At 66.6% G+C, this 19,190-nt stretch carries 16 protein-coding genes; 11 read left to right on the top strand and 5 right to left on the bottom strand.

Features of this window, described 5'->3' with window-relative positions; translation table 11 throughout:
* Position 1 precedes the first annotated feature (1 nt).
* Positions 2–1,378: a cysteine--tRNA ligase gene (cysS, locus tag D0Y85_RS13765; protein ID WP_025876418.1), complete on the bottom strand. Its 1,377-nt coding sequence runs from the start codon at positions 1,376–1,378 to the stop codon at positions 2–4.
* Positions 1,379–1,567: 189 nt separating this feature from the next.
* On the opposite strand from cysS, the gene D0Y85_RS13760 reads away from it, so the two are divergent.
* The 11 genes from D0Y85_RS13760 to D0Y85_RS13710 all read left to right on the top strand — a co-directional run bounded on the left by D0Y85_RS13760 (position 1,568) and on the right by D0Y85_RS13710 (position 12,938).
* On the top strand, positions 1,568–2,131 hold the full coding sequence (locus D0Y85_RS13760; protein WP_117310862.1) for a hypothetical protein: 564 nt from the start codon (positions 1,568–1,570) through the stop codon (positions 2,129–2,131).
* A gap of 329 nt (positions 2,132–2,460) precedes the next feature.
* A complete protein-coding gene (locus tag D0Y85_RS13755; RefSeq protein ID WP_025876421.1) occupies positions 2,461–3,471 on the top strand; it encodes an N-acetylornithine carbamoyltransferase in 1,011 nt (336 codons plus the stop codon).
* Between the two features lie 70 nt (positions 3,472–3,541).
* Positions 3,542–4,738 carry an argininosuccinate synthase gene (locus tag D0Y85_RS13750; RefSeq protein ID WP_117310861.1) on the top strand — a complete coding sequence of 399 codons (1,197 nt, stop codon included), beginning with the start codon at positions 3,542–3,544 and terminating at the stop codon, positions 4,736–4,738.
* A gap of 122 nt (positions 4,739–4,860) precedes the next feature.
* Positions 4,861–5,949, top strand: coding sequence for an acetylornithine deacetylase (locus D0Y85_RS13745; protein ID WP_117310860.1), 1,089 nt, complete (start codon positions 4,861–4,863; stop codon positions 5,947–5,949).
* 74 nt (positions 5,950–6,023) lie between these two features.
* Positions 6,024–7,352 carry an acetylglutamate kinase gene (locus D0Y85_RS13740; RefSeq protein WP_117310859.1) on the top strand — a complete coding sequence of 443 codons (1,329 nt, stop codon included), beginning with the start codon at positions 6,024–6,026 and terminating at the stop codon, positions 7,350–7,352.
* Between the two features lie 5 nt (positions 7,353–7,357).
* Complete coding sequence (locus tag D0Y85_RS13735) at positions 7,358–7,957, top strand: GNAT family protein (RefSeq protein ID WP_025876429.1); 600 nt, start codon at positions 7,358–7,360, stop codon at positions 7,955–7,957.
* 10 nt (positions 7,958–7,967) lie between these two features.
* Positions 7,968–8,924 (top strand): N-acetyl-gamma-glutamyl-phosphate reductase, encoded by a 957-nt coding sequence (argC, locus tag D0Y85_RS13730; protein WP_032978728.1) that lies wholly within the window; start codon positions 7,968–7,970, stop codon positions 8,922–8,924.
* A gap of 19 nt (positions 8,925–8,943) precedes the next feature.
* Positions 8,944–10,239 carry an argininosuccinate lyase gene (gene argH / locus D0Y85_RS13725; RefSeq protein ID WP_117310858.1) on the top strand — a complete coding sequence of 432 codons (1,296 nt, stop codon included), beginning with the start codon at positions 8,944–8,946 and terminating at the stop codon, positions 10,237–10,239.
* On the top strand, positions 10,239–10,502 hold the full coding sequence (locus D0Y85_RS13720) for a YciI family protein (RefSeq protein WP_025876435.1): 264 nt from the start codon (positions 10,239–10,241) through the stop codon (positions 10,500–10,502). The genes argH and D0Y85_RS13720 overlap by 1 nt, the downstream gene beginning before the upstream one ends.
* Before the next feature lie 10 nt (positions 10,503–10,512).
* On the top strand, positions 10,513–11,670 hold the full coding sequence (proB, locus tag D0Y85_RS13715; RefSeq protein ID WP_117310857.1) for a glutamate 5-kinase: 1,158 nt from the start codon (positions 10,513–10,515) through the stop codon (positions 11,668–11,670).
* Positions 11,667–12,938 carry a glutamate-5-semialdehyde dehydrogenase gene (locus D0Y85_RS13710; RefSeq protein ID WP_080148403.1) on the top strand — a complete coding sequence of 424 codons (1,272 nt, stop codon included), beginning with the start codon at positions 11,667–11,669 and terminating at the stop codon, positions 12,936–12,938. The genes proB and D0Y85_RS13710 overlap by 4 nt, the downstream gene beginning before the upstream one ends.
* 558 nt (positions 12,939–13,496) lie before the next feature.
* On the opposite strand, the gene pgaD is transcribed toward D0Y85_RS13710, so the two are convergent.
* The 4 genes from pgaD to pgaA are packed head-to-tail and all read right to left on the bottom strand — an operon-like array spanning position 13,497 to position 19,188.
* A complete protein-coding gene (gene pgaD / locus D0Y85_RS13705) occupies positions 13,497–13,988 on the bottom strand; it encodes a poly-beta-1,6-N-acetyl-D-glucosamine biosynthesis protein PgaD (RefSeq protein WP_099784817.1) in 492 nt (163 codons plus the stop codon).
* Entirely contained in the window at positions 13,985–15,238 is a 1,254-nt protein-coding gene (gene pgaC, locus D0Y85_RS13700) for a poly-beta-1,6-N-acetyl-D-glucosamine synthase (RefSeq protein ID WP_117310856.1), read from the bottom strand. The genes pgaD and pgaC overlap by 4 nt, the downstream gene beginning before the upstream one ends.
* 1 nt (position 15,239) lies before the next feature.
* On the bottom strand, positions 15,240–17,147 hold the full coding sequence (gene pgaB / locus D0Y85_RS13695) for a poly-beta-1,6-N-acetyl-D-glucosamine N-deacetylase PgaB (protein ID WP_117310855.1): 1,908 nt from the start codon (positions 17,145–17,147) through the stop codon (positions 15,240–15,242).
* Position 17,148: 1 nt separating this feature from the next.
* Positions 17,149–19,188 carry a poly-beta-1,6 N-acetyl-D-glucosamine export porin PgaA gene (gene pgaA, locus D0Y85_RS13690; protein ID WP_117310854.1) on the bottom strand — a complete coding sequence of 680 codons (2,040 nt, stop codon included), beginning with the start codon at positions 19,186–19,188 and terminating at the stop codon, positions 17,149–17,151.
* Positions 19,189–19,190: the final 2 nt, after the last annotated feature.

Below are 19,190 nucleotides of genomic sequence, written 5' to 3'. Positions count from 1 at the left end.
GTCAGCCGCGCTTGCGCGACCAGCGCACGCCCTGCGGGGTGTCTTCCAGCACGATGCCTTCGGCGGCCAGCTGGTCGCGGATGGCGTCGGACCGGGCGAAGTCACGCGCCTGCTTGGCCGCCGCGCGTTCATCGATCAAGCCCTGGATACGCGCATCGTCGTCGCTGTCGCCGGCGGCGTTGCCGAACCATTGCGCCGGATCGGCCTGCAGCAGGCCCAGCGCGAGGCCGGCGCCAAGCAGTTCACTCTTCAACCGTGCGCGTTCGCCAGGATCGGTGGCGCGGCGCGCTTCACCGGCGATACGGGCCACTTCGGCCAGCGCCTGCGGCGTATTGAGATCGTCATCCAATGCCGCTTCGATCTCTGCCGGGATCACTGCGGTGGCGGCAACGTCGGCCAGCTCGCGCAGGGTGCCGTACAGGCGGTCGAGGGTGCGGCCGGACTGTTCGATCAGCGCATCGGACCAGTCCAGCGGCTGCCGGTAGTGGGCCGACAGCAACGCCAGGCGCAGCGCCTCGGGGGCATGCCTGCGCACCAGGTCGTGGACGCGCTCGATGTTGCCGATCGACTTGCTCATCTTCGCGCCACCGAAGTTGAGCATGCCGTTGTGCAGCCAGAAGCGCGCGAACACCTTGCCGCCGTGCGCGCACTCGCTCTGTGCGATCTCGTTTTCGTGGTGCGGGAACTGCAGGTCGACGCCGCCGGCATGGATGTCGATGGTCTCGCCCAGGTGCGCGGCGGCCATCGCCGAGCATTCGATGTGCCAGCCCGGACGGCCGCGGCCCCAGGGCGATTCCCAGCCCGGCAGGTCGTCGCTGGACGGCTTCCACAGCACGAAGTCGCCGGGCGCGCGCTTGTAGGGAGCGACCTCGACCCGGGCGCCGGCCAGCATCTCGTCCGGATCGCGGCGCGACAGCTTGCCGTAGCCCTCGAAACTGCCAACGGCGAACAGCACGTGGCCCTCGGCGGCGTAGGCATGCCCGCTGCTGACCAGCTGCTCGATCATGGTGATGATCTGTGCCATGTGCGCGGTCACTTCCGGCTCGATGTCCGGCGGCACCACGCCCAGCGCGGCCATGTCTTCACGGTAGGCAGCAGCGAAACGGTCGGTGATGGTGCTGATCGGCACGCCCTGCTCGCGCGCGGCGGTGTTGATCTTGTCGTCCACGTCGGTGATGTTGCGGGCGTAGCGCAGCGCACCGAAGCGTCGCCGCAGCAGGTCGGCCAGCACCCCGAACACCACCGGCCCACGGGCGTTGCCGATGTGCACGTAGTTGTAGACCGTCGGGCCGCACACATACAGGGTCGGACAGGCCGGGTCGAGCGGGGTGAACGGTTCGAGCTGGCGAGTCAGGTTGTTGTGCAGGCGCAGGGTCATGGGTCTGTGACTGGGGGACAAGCCTGTGATTTTAGAACGTGTCGGGGCCCTTTGGGGGGCCGTTGCCACCGGGGTGGACGCCAGCGCCGGCCCGGGGTGGGGTGGGCAGGAACGACGCGGACGGGTAATGTTCAGCCCCTTGCGGTCACCACTGCCTACACTATTGCCGTGTCCCTGCACCCTTCGCCAATGAAAACCACCGCGTTGCTGACCCTGGCCTGCCTGTCGGCGTTGCCCGCCGTGGTCCTGGCCCAGGAGGCCGAGCCCCGCAACCGGGTGGTGATCGTGGAGAACGTGAAGTTCGACTACGCGCAGGTGCTCAACGTGGAGCCCGTGTTCCAGACCCTGCGTGCCACCCGCACCGAAGAGCACTGCGAGCCGGTCTCGACCCGTACCCTGGCCCCGGTCAACGTCACCGGCGAGGAGCCGGTGGAGGACAAGGGCCGCATCGGCCGCCTCTGGGATTCGGTTCGCTCGATGTTCAAGCGCAGCGACGAGGAGGTGCAGGAGGAGCTGCCGGCCGAAGCCCCCGCCCCGGCGCCGGCCAACACGGGCCCGATGCTGACCCGGGACTGTCGTATCGTGCCCGTCGGACGCGAGTTCCGCCGCCCCATCGCCTATGACGTGGACTATGTCTACAAGGGCACCAAGTACCGTTCACGGCTGCCGGAAGATCCGGGCAACCGGCTGAAGATCCGGGTTTCGATCACCCCCTGGGTGGGCCCGGAGCAGGCTGCTGCCGGCACCCCCTGATTCTGCGACGCCGGCCTCTTGCGCCGGCCCCGGCCGCATGTAAAGATTGCCGACCAATGAAGCTCACCGACTTCCAGCACGACAGCAGCGCCGCCCGCCAGGCCACTGGCATGACGTCGCGTGCCCGTCGACCGGAACCCCACATTCTCGCTGGGTAATCCGGAGCTTTCTGCTGTTCGTCCGAAAAAAACCCAGCCCGCCGGCTGGGTTTTTTCGTTTCCGCGTTCTGAAAGCTTCATCTGCAACCTTTTCGTACCACCCTGGTTTCCGGTTTTCCCTTCCACCTTCCACCGCGTCGACCCTCGGCGCCGCTCATGCAAGGAATGATGATGTCCCCCAAGCACTTCCTGAACACCCAGGACTGGAGCCGCAGCGAACTTGACGCGCTGCTGACCCAGGCTGCGCTGTTCAAGCGCAACAAGCTCGGCGACCAGCTCAAGGGCAAGTCGATCGCGCTGGTGTTCTTCAATCCGTCCATGCGCACCCGCACCAGTTTCGAGCTGGGCGCGTTCCAGCTCGGTGCCCACGCAGTGGTGCTGCAGCCGGGCAAGGATGCATGGCCGATCGAGTTCAACCTCGGCACGGTGATGGACGGCGATACCGAAGAGCACATCGCTGAAGTAGCCAAGGTGCTCGGCCGCTACTGCGACATCATTGCCGTGCGCGCGTTCCCGAAGTTCGTCGACTGGGCCTACGACCGCCAGGACGTCGTGCTCGAGAGTTTCGCCAGATACTCGCCGGTGCCGGTGATCAACATGGAGACCATCACCCATCCGTGCCAGGAACTGGCGCACGTGATGGCCCTGCAGGAGCATTTCGGTACCCAGGACCTGCGCGGCAAGAAGTACGTGCTGACCTGGACCTACCACCCCAAGCCGCTGAACACCGCGGTGGCCAACTCGGCGCTGACCATCGCCACCCGCATGGGCATGGACGTGACGCTGCTGTGCCCGACCGCCGACTACATCCTCGACGAGCGCTACATGGGCTGGGCCGAGCAGAACGTGGCCGAGAGCGGTGGTTCGCTGAAGATCAGCCATGACATCGACAGTGCCTATGCCGGTGCCGACGTGGTCTACGCCAAGAGCTGGGGCGCGCTGCCGTTCTTCGGCAACTGGGAGCCGGAGAAGCCGATCCGCGACCAGTTCAAGCACTTCATCGTCGACGAGCGGAAGATGGCCCTGACCAACAACGGTGTGTTCAGCCACTGCCTGCCGCTGCGCCGCAACGTCAAGGCGACCGACGGCGTGATGGATTCGCCGCAGTGCATCGCCATCAACGAAGCCGAGAATCGCCTGCATGTGCAGAAGGCGATCATGGCTGCTGTTGCCGGCCGCTGATTTTCGTACGTCGTTCAAGCACTCCAGACAATCCGCCGGGCATGGCCCGGCGCTACCAGGACATACCCCCATGAGCAACAAAGACGTCGTTCTCGCCTTCTCCGGCGGCCTTGATACCAGCTTCTGCGTGCCGTACCTGCAGGAGCGCGGCTACAACGTGCATACCGTGTTCGCCGATACCGGCGGCGTGGATGACGAAGAGCGCGAGTTCATCGAGAAGCGTGCCGCCGAGCTGGGTGTCACCAGCCACCAGACTGTCGATGGCGGTCCGGCCATCTGGTCCGGCTTCGTCAAGCCGTTCGTGTGGGCCGGCGAGGGCTACCAGGGCCAGTACCCGCTGCTGGTGTCGGACCGTTACCTGATCGTCGATGCCGCGCTCAAGCGCGCTGCCGAACTGGGCACCAACATCATCGCCCACGGCTGCACCGGCATGGGCAACGACCAGGTGCGCTTCGACCTGGCAGTGAAGGCCCTGGGTGACTACCAGATCATCGCGCCGATCCGCGAGATCCAGAAGGAACACACCCAGACCCGCGCCTACGAGCAGAAGTACCTGGAAGAGCGTGGCTTCGGCGTGCGCGCCAAGCAGCAGGCCTACACCATCAACGAGAACCTGCTGGGCCTGACCATGTCCGGCGGCGAGATCGATCGTTGGGAAGCACCGGGCGAGGGCGCCCGTGGCTGGTGCGCACCGCGCGCCGAGTGGCCGGAACAGGCGCTGACCGTCACCCTGAAGTTCGTCGAAGGCGAAGCTGTCGAGCTCGACGGCAAGGCACTGCCGGGCGAGCAGATCCTGGCCCAGCTCAACAAGCTGTTCGCCCCCTACGGCGTCGGCCGTGGCGTGTACACCGGCGACACCGTGATCGGCCTGAAGGGCCGCATCGTGTTCGAGGCACCGGGCCTGGTCTCGCTGCTGGCCGCGCACCGCGCGCTGGAAGATGCGGTGCTGACCAAGCAGCAGAACCGCTTCAAGCCGGACGTGGCGCGCAAGTGGGTGGAGCTGGTGTACGAAGGCTTCTACCACGACCCGCTGAAGACCGACATCGAAGCCTTCCTGAAGTCCTCGCAGGCCAAGGTCAACGGCGAAGTGGTGCTGGAAACCCGTGGCGGCCGCGTCGACGCCGTCGCGGTGAAGTCGCCGCACCTGCTCAACACCAAGGGCGCCACCTATGCGCAGTCGGCCGACTGGGGCGTGGAAGAAGCCGAGGGCTTCATCAAGCTGTTCGGCATGAGCTCCACCCTCTACGCGCAGGTCAACCGCGGTTGACCCACCTGTGCCGCTGGCGCGCGCACGCATTCCGGTAGCGCCGGGCCATGCCCGGCGGATGCTGGCAGCACGATATCCAAGCCGGGCCATGCCCGGCGGAATTCCACAGGAACTGTTGATTCATGCTTGAACAGACGCTCGATCACCTGCAGGCGCTGGTGTCCTTCGACACCCGCAACCCGCCGCGTGCGATCACCACCGGTGGCATCTTCGATTACCTGCGCGACAACCTGCCCGGGTTCAATGTGGAGGTGATCGACCATGGCGCCGGCGCGGTCAGCCTGTATGCCGTGCGCGGCACGCCGAAGTACCTGTTCAACGTGCATCTGGACACCGTGCCGGACTCGCCGCACTGGAGTGCCGACCCGCACGTGATGCGGCGCCTGGACGACCGCGTGGTCGGCCTCGGTGTGTGCGACATCAAGGGCGCGGCCGCGGCGCTGGTGGCGGCCGCCAATGCCAGTGATGGCGACGCGGCCTTCCTGTTCTCCAGCGATGAAGAAGCCAACGATCCGCGCTGCATCGCCGCGTTCCTGGCCCGGGGCATTGCGTACGAAGCGGTGCTGGTGGCCGAACCGACCATGAGCGAAGCGGTGCTTGCCCATCGTGGCATCAGCTCGGTACTGATGCAGTTCGCCGGCCGTGCCGGCCATGCGTCGGGCAAGCAGGATGCAGCCGCCAGTGCGCTGCACCAGGCGATGCGCTGGGGCAACCGCGCGCTGGACCATGTGCAATCGCTGGCCTCGGCACGCTTCGGTGGATTGACCGGCCTGCGCTTCAACATCGGGCGCGTGGAAGGTGGCATCAAGGCCAACATGATCGCACCGGCGGCGGAAGTGCGTTTTGGTTTCCGGCCGCTGCCGTCGATGGATATCGATGCGCTGCTGGCGACCTTCGCCGGCTTCGCCGAACCGGAAGCGGCGGTGTTCACCGAAACCTTCCGTGGCCCCAGCCTGCCGGCGGGGGATATCGCCGAAGCCGAACACCGCCGCCTGCTGGCGCGCGACGTGGCCGACGCGCTGGACCTGCCGATCGGCAACGCGGTGGACTTCTGGACCGAGGCGTCGCTGTTCTCGGCCGGTGGCTACACCACGATGGTGTTCGGTCCGGGCGACATCGCCCAGGCCCACACCGCCGATGAGTTCGTGACGCTGGAGCAGCTGCAGCGCTACACCGACGCCGTGCACCGGATCATCGCCGCCGGCGCCTGATCGACCCACAACGCCGCTGCGCTTCTGCGCGGCGGAACTGCAACGCGGCGACCGCCGCCTGTGACGAAACCGAAATGTCTCCTGCCCTCCAGCCCCACCGCCAGACCCGCCAGACCATCGTGCGCCTGCTCTCGAGCATGGCCAGCGCGAAGGAGATCAGCCAGTACCTCAAGCGCTTTTCGCAGCTGGACGCCAAGCGCTTCGCCGTGGTCAAGGTCGGCGGCGCGGTGCTGCGCGACGATCTCGACGCGCTGACCTCCTCGCTGTCGTTCCTGCAGGAAGTCGGCCTGACCCCGATCGTGCTGCACGGCGCCGGCCCGCAGCTGGATGCGGAACTGTCGGCCGCCGGCATTGAAAAGCAGACGGTCAACGGCCTGCGGGTGACCTCGCCGGAAGCGCTGGCGATCGTGCGCCGGGTATTCCAGCAGTCCAACCTGCGCCTGGTCGAAGCGCTGCAGCAGAACGGTGCGCGCGCCACCTCCATCACCGGCGGCGTGTTCGAGGCGGAGTACCTGGGCCTGGACACCTACGGCCTGGTCGGCGAGGTGAAGAAGGTCAACCTGGTGCCGATCGAGGCCAGCCTGCGTGCCGGTTCGATCCCGGTCATCACCAGCCTGGGCGAGACCGCCGGTGGGCAGATCCTCAACGTCAATGCCGACTTCGCCGCCAACGAACTGGTGCAGGAGCTGCAGCCGTACAAGATCATCTTCCTGACCGGTACCGGCGGCCTGCTGGACGAGCAGGGCAGCGTGATCGATTCGATCAACCTGTCCACCGAGTACGACCACCTGATCGCGCAACCGTGGATCCACGGTGGCATGAAGGTGAAGATCGAACAGATCAAGTCCCTGCTGGACCGGTTGCCGCTGGAATCGTCGGTGTCGATCACCCGGCCGGCCGACCTGGCCAAGGAACTGTTCACCCACAAGGGCTCGGGAACGCTGGTGCGCAAGGGCGAGAAGGTGCTGCGTGCAACCGCCTGGAGCGAGCTGGACCTGCCGCGCCTGAAGGGCCTGATCGAATCCAGTTTCGGCCGCACCCTGGTGCCGGACTATTTCGAGAGGACCACGCTGCTGCGCGCGTACGTCAGCGAGAACTACCGCACGGCGGTGATCCTCACCGATGAGGCCGAGGGCGTCTACCTGGACAAATTCGCCGTGCTCGATGATGCGCAGGGCGAAGGGCTTGGCCGCGCGGTCTGGAACGTGATGCGCGAGGAAACCCCGCAGCTGTTCTGGCGCTCGCGCAACGGCAACCCGATCAACCACTTCTACTACGCCGAGTCCGATGGCTGCTACAAGCAGGGTCATTGGAAGGTGTTCTGGTACGGTGCCGATGGCATCGACCGGATCAGGACCTATGTCGACCACTGCGCGGTGCGTGCGCCGAGCCTGGAGGGCTGAGCGCGATGAACCACGCAGACTGGACCCGGGTACCCACGTTGACCGGCACGCATGCGCGGCTGGAACCGCTGCAGATGAGCCACATCGACGGCCTGCGCGGCGCGTTGGGCGAAGGCGCGCTGTCCAGGCTCTGGTACACCCAGGTGCCCGATGCGAAGGCCATGACCGGCTATGTGCAGGCCGCGCTGCAGGCACAGGCCGAAGGCAAGGTGCTGCCGTTCGTGGTGTTCGACGCCAACGACCAGATCGTCGGCACCACCCGTTACTACGATCTGCAACCGGACGTACCGCGGCTGAGCATCGGCTACACCTGGTATGGCGAATCGGTGCAGCGCACCGGGGTCAACTCCGAAACCAAGCTGATGCTGCTCAGCCATGCCTTCGAGCGGCTGGAATGCCTGAGCGTGGTGTTTGAAACCAGCTGGTTCAACTTCACCTCGCGCACCGCGATCGCACGCCTGGGCGCCAAGCAGGATGGCGTGCTGCGCAATCACCGCCGGCATCCCGACGGCACGCCGCGCGACACCGTCATCTTCTCCATCATCGATGCGGAATGGCAGGGCGTGAAACGCCACCTGCAGCACCGCCTCGATTCGCACGCATGAGCACGCACGCATGAGCACTTCCTCCTCGTTCACCGTCGGCATCGTCGGCGCCCGCGGCCATACCGGCGCCGAGCTGATCCGCCTGGTGGCAGCGCATCCGAACCTGCAGCTGGGCTTTGTGTCCTCGCGCGAACTGGCCGGGCAGCGCGTGTCCGACCACTACCCGCAATGGCAGGGCGAACTGCAGTTCGAGAATCTCGACGCCGACGCCGTTGCCGCCAAGGGCGTGGACGCGGTGGTCCTGGCCCTGCCCAACGGCCTGGCCGCGCCGTTCGTGGCGGCGCTGGAAACAGCGAAGCCGGACACGGTGATCGTCGACCTGTCGGCCGACTACCGTTTCGACAACACCTGGTACTACGGCCTGCCCGAGCTTACCCGCAGCCGTTACCGCGGACAGAAGCACATCAGCAACCCCGGCTGCTATGCCACCGCGATGCAGCTGGCGATCCATCCGTTGCTGGATCTGCTGGCTGGCCCGCCGCAGTGCTTCGGTGTGTCCGGCTACTCGGGTGCGGGCACCTCGCCGTCGGACAAGAACAACGTTGAACTGCTGGCCGACAACCTGATGCCGTACGCGCTGACCAACCACGTGCATGAGCGCGAGGTTTCCGTGCAGCTGGGCGTGGCGGTCGAATTCATGCCGCACGTCGCGCCGCATTTCCGTGGCATCACCCTCACCGCCAACCTGTGGTTGAACCGCGTGCAGACCCGCGAGCAGATCGTCGAGCGCTTCCAGCAGGCCTACGCCGGTGAAGCACTCATCGAGGTCGTGGACGAGGCGCCGTGGGTGAGCCGCATCGCTGGCCGCCACGGTGCCCAGGTCGGCGGCTTCACGCTCGCCCCGGGCGGCAAGCGGGTGGTGGTGGTGGCGACCCTGGACAACCTGCTCAAGGGCGCGGCCACCCAGGCCATGCAGAACCTCAATCTTGCGCTGGGCATCGACGAACTGACGTCGATCCCGCACTGAAACCGTACAGGAGCTCCCCATGGCAGACCTTCTTTGGCAGAAGCCAGGCGTCGCTGTCGATGCCCAGATCCAGACCTTCCTCGCCGGCGACGACGTGATCCTCGATCGCGAGTTCTTCCTGCATGACATTGCTGCCAGCGCCGCGCATGCGCAGGGCCTGCAGCACATCGGCATCCTCAGCGCCGACGAACTGGCCGGATTGCTGCGCGAGCTGGAGGTGCTGGCACAGGACTTCCGCGAAGGCCGCTTCGTGCTGGATACGCAGTATGAGGATGGCCATTCGGCGATCGAGGCACGGTTGACCGAACGCCTGGGTGATGCCGGCCGCAAGATCCACACCGGCCGCAGCCGCAACGACCAGATCCTGGTCGCCACCCGGCTGTGGTTGAAGGAAAAGCTGCAGCGCGTGGCGCAGGTCAGCGCCGAAGTGGCAAAGGTGGCACTTGACCGTGCGCAGGCCGAGCAGCATCTGCCGATTCCCGGTTACACCCACATCCAGCGTGCCGTGGTGTCCTCGGCCGGCATGTGGTGGGCCGGTTGGGCCGAAGCCTTCATCGACAACGCCGTGCGCGCCCGCGATACCCATGCACTGGTCGATGCCAATCCGCTTGGCACCGCCGCCGGTTACGGCGTGAACCTGCCCCTGGATCGCGAGCACACCACCGCCGCGCTCGGCTTTGCGCGCATGCAGATCTCGCCGATCTACGCGCAGCTGTCGCGTGGAAAGTTCGAACTGGCCGCGCTGGAAGCGCTGGGCGGTGCCACCCTGGACCTGCGCCGCATTGCCTGGGACCTGTCGCTGTTCACCAGCGCCGAATTCGGTTTCATCGCGTTGCCGGCGCAGTACACCACCGGCAGTTCGATCATGCCCAACAAGCGCAATCCCGACGTGATCGAGCTGATGCGGGCGGCCCATGCCAGCGTCGCCGCTGCGCGCACTGAAATCGAGCAGTTGCTGTCGCTGCCGTCGGGCTACCACCGCGACCTGCAGTCGTCCAAGGGCGCCATCTTCCACGGCTTCGGTCGTGGCCTGGCCGCGCTTGAACTGCTGCCGGCGCTGCTGGCCAACCTGGAATGGCGCGATGACAAGCTGCGTGCAGCGATCGATTCGGGCATGTATGCCACCGATGTCGCGGTGGAAGCTGCGGTAGCGGGCGTACCGTTCCGCGAGGCCTACAAGGCTGCTGCTGCCGGTGCCGACAGTGCAGGGCAGGGGCGCACGCCGGAAGGCAGCCTGGCGGCGCGCGTATCGCCGGGTTCGGCGTCGGACCTGCGCCTGGATGAACTGCGCGCGCGCTGGCAGGCGCTGTCCTGATGGCCGGCACCGTCTACCTGGTGCTGGCGATGCGCCTGCCGGGCTTCACCGACGCCGTGGTGCAGCCGCACCGCGACTTCCTCGATGCGTTGCAGGCCGAGGGCAGGCTGCAGCTGACCGGCGGCTTTGCCGACGGCAGCGGTGGCGCCTATGTCCTGTGCAACCTCGACAGCTTGGCGCAGGCGCAGGCCATCGTCGCCACCGATCCGCTGGTGACGATGCAGGCATCGGCGCTGAGCGTCCATGAATGGAATACCCGCTGAGGCGCCCCTGATGACTGTCCACGCCACCCACGTTGCATCGCCGTTCCCCGAACAAGCGCTGCCGTCGTGGCGGCGTGCCGTGCTCAAGGTCGGCAGCAGCCTGCTGGCCGCCGACGGTGGTGGCCTGTCGCCGCGCCACGCGCTGGGCCTGGCCCAGTTCGTTTCGGCCAACGTGCTGGCCGGGCGCGAGGTCGTCATCGTCTCCTCCGGCGCGGTCGCTGCCGGCCGCGCGATCCTGCCCCGGGCCGATGAACCCGGTGCGGCGATGGCGGCGCGGCAGGCGTTGGCGGCGCTGGGCCAGGCGCAGCTGATCGGTCTGTGGCAGCGCTTCTTCGAGCGCCCGGTGGCGCAGGTGCTGCTGACCCATGACGATCTGCGCAACCGCCGCCGCTATCTCAATGCGCGGGCAACCCTCAACGAGCTGCTGCGGCTTGGCGCGCTGCCGGTGGTCAACGAGAACGACACCGTTTCGGTGGATGAGCTCAAGCTCGGTGACAACGACAACCTGGCCGCGACGGTGGCAGCGCTGGTCGATGCCGATGCACTGTTCATCGCCACCGACATCGACGGTCTCTACAGTGCAGATCCGCGCACGCATGCCGATGCCCGGCCACTGCATGAAGTGGCCGAGTTGAACGATGCCGTGCTGGCGATGGCTGGTGGCGCCGGTTCGGTCGCCGGTACCGGCGGCATGCGCACCAAGCTGGAGGCCGCAGCCAAGGCCGGCCGTGTCGGCATTGAAACCTATCTGTTCAATGGCCGCAGCGGCGACGTTGTGCGCGCGCTGGCGCAGGATCGCCTGTTCGGCACCCGTATCCATGCAGCACGCAGCCGCGAGGCGGCCCGCAAGCACTGGCTGCGCCACGCTCCGCTCGCCGAAGGCGCGATCCTGATCGATGCCGGCGCCGCCCAGGCGATGCGCGAGAAGGGGGCATCGCTGTTGCCCGGTGGCATCACCGGTGCCGACGGCGCGTTCCGGCGCGGTGACATGGTGCAGGTATGCTGGAACACCGACGCCGGCCGGGTGTGCGTGGCCCGTGGTGTAAGCCAGTACGCCGCCGATGACGTGCGCCGCATTGCCGGCCGCCACACCCGCGACATCCAGACCGTGCTCGGCTACAACTACGGCGGTACCGTCGTCCATCGCGACGATCTGGTGCTGCCATGAACCCACTGCAGGATATGCCGATGAGTGAGATCGAATCGCAGGCCCGTGCCTGCCGCGACGCGGCCCAGGTGGTTGCCGGCCTGGACAGTGATGCGCGCAGGGCACTGCTGCAGGCGATGGCGCAGGCGCTGGAGGTCAATGCCGGACAGATTCTTGCAGGCAATGCACGCGACCTGGCCGCCGCCCGCGACAAAGGCGTGGGCAGCGCGATGCTCGACCGCCTGGCACTGGATCCGGCGCGCCTGCTGGCGATGGCCGACGCCGTGCGCGAGGTGGCCGGCCTGCCGGACCCGGTCGGGCAGGTGACCCGCGACGACGTGCGTCCGAACGGCATCCGCGTGCAGAAGGTGCGCGTGCCGCTGGGAGTGATCGCGATGATCTACGAAGCTCGCCCGAACGTGACCGCCGAAGCCGCCGCGCTGTGCCTGAAGGCGGGCAACGGCGTGATCCTGCGTGGCGGCTCGGAGGCGATCCATTCCAATACCGCCATCGCCCAGGCGTTGGCGGGGGCATTGAAGGCCAACGGCGTGCCCCCTGCCGCTGTGACGGTGCTGACCGACCTGCGTCGCGAAGCAATGCTGGAACTGCTGCAGCTGCACGAACTGATCGACCTGGCCATCCCGCGCGGTGGCGAAGGCCTGATCCGCTTCGTCGCCGAGCACGCACGGGTACCGGTGATCAAGCACTACAAGGGCGTCTGCCACCTGTTCGTCGATGCCAGTGCCGATCTCGACAAGGCAGTCGATCTGCTGGTGGACGGCAAGTGCAGTCGCCCGTCCGCGTGCAATTCACTGGAAACCCTGCTGGTGCACCGGGACATTGCCGCAGCGTTCCTGCCGCGTGCTGCACAGGCGCTGGCCGAACGTGGCGTGCAGCTGCGCGCAGACGAGCGCGCGCAGCCGTTGCTGCCGGGAAGTACCGCGGCCAGCGAAGACGACTATGCCGCCGAATTCCTTGATCTGGTACTGGCGGTCCGCGTGGTCGACGATCTTGATGCAGCGATCGCGCACATCCGTACCTATACCTCCGACCACACCGAAGTGATCGCCACTGAAGACGTAGCCAGTGCCGAGCGTTTCGTCAGCGCATTGCGCTCGGCGGTGGTGATGGTCAACGCGTCTTCGCGTTTTTCCGATGGTGGCCAGCTTGGCCTCGGCAGCGAGATCGGCATCTCCACCACGCGCCTGCACGCCTATGGCCCGATGGGGCTGGAAGCGCTGACAGTCGAACGGTTCGTGGTGCGCGGCGAAGGCCAGGTCCGAAGGTAGGGTCACAGCCGGGCTGCGCCCGGCACCCGCAGAGGCCACGGCAGCAGCCGAAGCAACAGCAACGGCAACAGCCGAAGCAACAGCGGGTTCCTGCGGGATGGCGGGGTGGGTCCGGTTGCGGGGGACGCCGTGAACCCGTCCATGGGGCTTGGCCGCGGCATCCATGCCGCGGACACCCCCGCAACCGGACCCACCCCGCCTTCGACAGATCTCCGCAATCTGTCGGGATGGCATGACTTGCTGTTGGTGGGTGTCGAACCTGGTCGACACGTAGATACACGCCATGCGTGGATGCTCTTTGATGAATTGTCGACTATTCGATTTCGATGGAGATTCATCCACGCATGGCGTGGATCTGCCAGATTGCGGAAATCTGTCAGAGGTGGGGCGGTGTGGGTAGGCAGGACCGTTGGCGCCATGGATGGCGCCATCGAGCCCCCATGGATGGGTTTACGGCGTGTCCTGCCTGCCCATACCGCCCCGCCATCCCACTGACTGCCAGCTGTTGCTGTTGCTTCGGCCTCTGCGGGTGCCGGGCGCCGCCCGGCCGAACCCCCGTTACCTCAACAGCTGCGCGGTCATGCCCAGCGGCCGTGCATGCTCATCCATGTGCAGGGTGATGGCCTTGGCGCCGAACATCTGTTCGGCAAGCTGATCGCTGGCACCCAGCGAATGGGCGATCTCCGCACGACTTGCGTCCTCGTGCGGGCCGCGCCGTTCCTTGCCGGCGAAGCGGTAGCGGTTGTACTCGGCCCAGGCGATCAGCAGCAGCGCACAGCACGCCAGGATCACCGGCAGGGCGATGATCACGAACGGGTCCAGATGCTGCTTGCGCTCGTACAGCTGCAGCCACGCCAGCTGCCCACCGAGCAACCAGGACACCAGCGTGACCAGCGGTGCCCACAGGTAGAAGTAGAACCCCCAGAATGCCAGGGTCACAAAGCCCCAGGCAGTGCGCTGCAGGCGGGGCTGCTTGCGCGGTTTCTGGATCAGGCGCGAGTCGAAGCGGTTGGACGGCGTCCTGGCGGTTGTCTGGCGATGTGCGTTCATCGGATACCTCTGTCTGGGCTGACCCAGGTGGCACGCTTGCCACGCCGCCGGAGAAGGGTCTTCGGCAGCGCCACCAGCGTGGTGAACAGGCTGATCAACCAGTACGCCATCGGGTACCAGATGACCCAGAAATAGTTGCGGCCGATATGCGTTTCGTAACGCCTGTCGATGATCAGGCTGCTGGCGAACTGCAGCAGGCAGACCAGGGCCAGGATCACGCCATGCCATTGCGGCAGCAACGTGTCGATGTACAGCGACGGCGGCATCGGGATGAACTTGCCCACTGCCCACAGCAGGATGATCACCAGCATGGTGTAGGCCCACAGCACGCTGAGGATGTACTCCAGCAGCACGCCCCACATCCGCCGCTTGCGCCAGCTGAACAACGAAGTGCCGTGGCGCAGCAGGACTTCCACGCCGCCCTGTGCCCAGCGCAGTCGCTGCCGCCACAGGCCCTTCAGCGTTTCCGGCATCAGGATGAAGCACAGCGCGTTGGGCTCGTAACGGATGTCCCAATGATCCAGCTGCAGCCGCCAGCTGATGTCGATGTCCTCGGTGACCATGTCATCGGCCCAGTAGCCGATGCGATGCAGGGCGGTGCGACGGAACGCGGCAATGACGCCGGACACGGTGAAGATGCGGCCGTACACGCGTTGGGCGCGCTTGATCATGCCGATGATCGAGGAGAACTCCGCCACCTGCAGGCGGCCGAGCAGGGTGGAGCGGTTGCGGATGCGCGGGTTGCCGGTCACCGCACCCACGCGTGGGCCGCTGGTCAGGTGCCAGACCATCCAGTGCATGGCGAACTCTTCCAGCATGGCATCACCATCGATGCACACCAGGTACTCCGATCTCGCCGCCAGCGCGCCCATGCGCAACGCGTTGGCCTTGCCCAGGTTGCGGTCCAGATGGACCACGCGCAGGCGCGGATGAAGCGCTGCAAGCGCGTCCAGGCGGGTACCGGTGTCGTCGGTGCTGCCATCGTTGATGGCGATCACCTCAAAGTCCGGGTAGCGCTGGGCCAATGCCGCGCCGAGGGTGTCGTCCAGGTTCGCCGATTCGTTGTGGCACGGGATCAGCAGGCTGGCGAACGGATACTCCGCCATCGGTGGTGGGTCGTTGCGCGGCCGCGACTTCCGCTCACGGCGGAAGAAGTAGTACAGGCCCCCGGACATCCAGAAGAACGCCATCACCATGGGGTAGAAGAAGGCGAACTGGAACATGGCGTTGAGCCACGGATTCATGTCCACGTCACTTCTCCGGGTACGGGAAGTTGCGCGCGGACATCGCCGCGCGTGCATCCTGGGTCGACGGCTTGTCGGCGATGAAATCGTCCGGGTACCACGCGAAATGGCGCACGCCCTGTGCCTGCAGGCGGCGGATCTGCGCGCGCAGCTGTTCGCCGCTGATCGGCCGCTGCGTGCGCCAGTCCACGGTCTGCAGCTCGAACATCGTGTGCTTCAGCTCGGGGTCGTGCGCACGCACGGCCACCACCAGCTTGTCCAGCCAACGCTGCGGGCGGCGGCTGCCTTCCATCCATGGCATCGCCATCAGCGCGGTGCGGTCGTAGGCCTTGTTGAACAGGTCCAGGCGCTGGGCGAACCATGCCGCGCTCTGCGGCTCCAGCACCGGCTGCGCGTACAGGTTGCGCACGGTGCCCAGCTTGGGGCGCCAGCGTTGTGCGCTGTCACGCAGTTCCAGGGTGAAATCGATCAGCGCCTGGGTGCGGCCGCCGTCGCTGCCCTCCTGCGGCAGCTGGGCCAGCTCGGTATCGCGCACGTAGCCGTCATCGTGGAACAGCAGGCCTTCGAAATACGAATTGATCGCCAGGTCTTCGTAGATGTCCTTGATGATCTGTCGTGCCTGCGGCTTGGTGAAATCCAGGCGGTACATGCCATCGCGTTCCGGGCTCTGGATGCCCAGCGCCGCACGCTGCGCGGCGTCGGGCAGTTCATAGCCCAGCACCGGCAACCACGCATACACCTTCACCCCGGCACGGGTTTTCAGCTGCCAGGCGACGCGGTTGAACAGGTCCGCGCGCATCGGCAGGTGGCGGTTCGGGAAGTACAGGGCATCGGCGGTGTTGTTGCCGTCAGGATCGGCGAAGGCCTGCAGGTAGACATGGGTCGGGCCGATCCGCTTCACCCGCTCGATCAGCGCATCCAGGTTGCGCGCCTGCTGTGCAGGGTCGCTGTCGTAGACCGAGTCCATGTCGATCTGCAGTGCGCGGGTGCCGTCCAGATTGACGTTGCGACGAAGCTCATAGGCCAGCGACGTGATGTTCGGATTGCTGGTCACCAGCAGGCGTGCCAGGCCATGCAGGTCGGCAGTCACCGGCGTGCTGCGTCCTTCCAGGTCGAAGGACACCGGCATGCCCAGCTGCTCGGCGATGTCGTTGCTCAACTGGTTGTAGGCGGCGTAGGGCCAGACGATCGCTTTCGGGCGTACACCCAGTTCCTTCTCGATGCGCTGCACGCTGCGGCCGAGATCGTCGCGCAGGCGCTTCTCGTACTCCTGCGCGCTTTCATAGCGCTGCGCCTTGGGGTCGTAGATGCGGGTGATCACCGCCGGGGTCTGGTTGCCCTGTGGGTTGGACTGCACGCCGTGGTGCAGGTTGTCGGTATGGCTGGCCAGTTCGATCAGGCCGCTGGCCTGCATCTCGCGCAGCTGGTCCCAGGTCAGGAAGTCGTCATGGCCGAAGGGACGGTAGCCGTAATCGATGGTGCGGCCCGGTGCCATGTCCACATAGTCGGTGATCACCGCCACCAGCGCCGGATAGTTGTACGCGCGCAGCAGCGGATAGACGCGGCTGTACACGCTGCGCAGGCCGTCGTCGAAGGTCAGCAGCACCGGCCGCGGCGGCAGCGTTGCCTCACCGCGCGAGGCCTTGATCAGCTGTGACAGCGAGACCGGGTGATAGCCATGGGCGGACAGCCAGTCCAGGTGTGCGGCGAAGTTCTGCGTGCTGACCGCGTAGGCGTCGCCGTCGGATTTTTCCAGCACATCATCGCGCACGTCGTGGTAGCTGAGGACCAGCAGGCCGTTGTCGGCCGCGTCCAGTTCCGCGGCCGAGCTGGCGCGCTGGGCGGCGGCGGGCAGGGCGAGGGCCAGCAGCGCCAGCAGCAGTACGGTCGTCAGGTTGCGAAGCATCCGTTCCATCTCATTCTCCCCAGCGCAGCGCGGCATCGAAGCCGATATGTCGTTCACGTTGGCCGTCGTAGACCGGCCGCGACCAACTCACGCCGTACTCGAGGATCCGCCCTTGATCGAACTGCCATTCGTGGCGATAGGCCACGGTTGGAATGATTGAACTGCCAAAACCTTCCTGCCAGTAGTTGCCCACCGACACCGTCAGGCGATGGCGGAAGTGGCGCTCGTAATGGCGCCACAGCTGTTGGTCGATGCGCAGGCCCACTTCCACCGAGCGATCCCGCGAGGGGTTGAAGTAGGGCGCATCGTCGCGGCTGCCACGGCTGGTGTAGACGCTGCCCAGGCCATCGATCAACAGGCGCGGGCGGGTCAACAGCCGTTGTTCGATCGCACTGTTCAGCGTATCGCGGCGGTTGCCATCGTCGTAACGGAACTGGCTGCCACCGAAGCTCCAGTGGGTGCGCTCGTTGCGCGTGTAGTCCACTGCAACCGCAACGCTGTCGGCGGTGATGCCCGCCACGCGTGCCTGCATCGAGGCTTCCGGGTCATTGCGGGCAGCGGTCACGCCGGCATGCCAGCGATCATTGAACTGCCAGCCGAAGCCGCCGCGCAGGCCGGTGTCGCCGATGCTGTCGTTGGGGCGCATCACCGCCGCCTCGGCATCGAGGCGGTCGAAGCGGTAGCGCACGCCGGCACCGATCCACAGCGGATCGATGTCCTGGTCCTGGAAGCTGACCGAACGACGGTCGGCGAAGGCAAACAGGCGCCAGCGGTCGTTGAGAACCGGCGAGGCCACTTCCACGCCGTAGTGCAGGTCGTCGTTGCCCAGTGGCGAGGTGCCGCCGCCGCCGGAACTGCGGCCACCTTCGACCTTTGCCAGCAGCTGCCAGCCGCGATGGGCACGCCAGTCACGATCCATGCGTTGCACCGCCGGCTGGCTTGGATAGCGTGCCAGCAGGTCGTCATGCAGCGGCCGCGCCAGGTCGTCGCGTTGCAGCTGCACGTAGGATTCGTACATGCCCAGGCGCGGCGCGATGTCACGCGGGTCCAGCGTATAGGCCATCTGGTGGCGCTCAAGCGCCCGCCGTGGCCAGCCGCGCATCTGGTAGACGCTGCCCAGTGAAGTCTGCAGGCTGCCATTGCCCGGGCCGACCTCGACCAGGGCTTCCAGTTCGCGCTGGGCCGTGGGCAGGTCGCCGCTGTAGGCCCGCACCATCCCCAGGTTCAGGTCGGCCTCGTAACGCGCCCAGTTCTCGAACGGGGTCTTGCCGCCGCCCCAGCGCCAGGCCGGCTCGTCCTTCTGCCAGGCCTGCAGGTAGCCCACCGCCTTCTCCGCCTGCTCGGTTTCCAGATAGGCATAGGCCAGCTCCGAGCGTGACTCGAAGCGTGAGGGATCGTTCTTTGCGGCGGCCTCCAGCAAGGGAATGGCCTCCTCCGGATTCTGCGTGGCCATCAGCGAGTCGCCTACGGCCGGCAGCACGTAATCGGGCAGGGCATGGCCTTCGCGCTGCAGCGCCCGCGCCTCGTCGCGCACCTGCGCGTGGCGGGCCAGGCGGTTGAGCAGGATCAGCCGGTCCATGCGGATACGCAGCGGCGCCTGCGCCTGCGTTGTGCCATCGCGCTCGACGTACTGCTCCATTTCCGCCAGCGAAGCCTCGGCCTCGACCAGCCGGGTGTCTTCGCTTTCCCCGTAGGCCAGGCTCCAGTTGACCAGCTTGGCCACGTAGTTGGCCTCCAGCCGCGCTTTCTGGTCCTGGTCGAACAGGTTGGGCCGTGCCTGGTAAAGCCGCCAGGCGCGATGGGCGTTGCCGATGTCGCCCAGAGTCAGTACCTGCAGCTTGTACAGCAGGTCGTCGTTGGGCTCGCGCAGCTGCGCCCGCTCGATCGCGGCCAGCGCATCGACCCAGCGTGCCTGGTCACGGTAGTGCCCGATCTCGGCGAGCCGGTCGGCGCGCGTGATGACGGTGGGCGGCGAGGCCGCGTGGGCCCAGCACGCCAGAGTGGCGCAGGCCAGGCCGACGCACAGCGCCAGCGGACGATGAACAACCATGA

This window comes from Stenotrophomonas sp. G4 (assembly GCF_003428825.1).
Classification (GTDB): Bacteria; Pseudomonadota; Gammaproteobacteria; order Xanthomonadales; family Xanthomonadaceae; genus Stenotrophomonas; species Stenotrophomonas indicatrix.
Note: the sequence above shows the minus strand (reverse complement) of the source record. Positions and strands in the feature narration are given on the sequence as shown.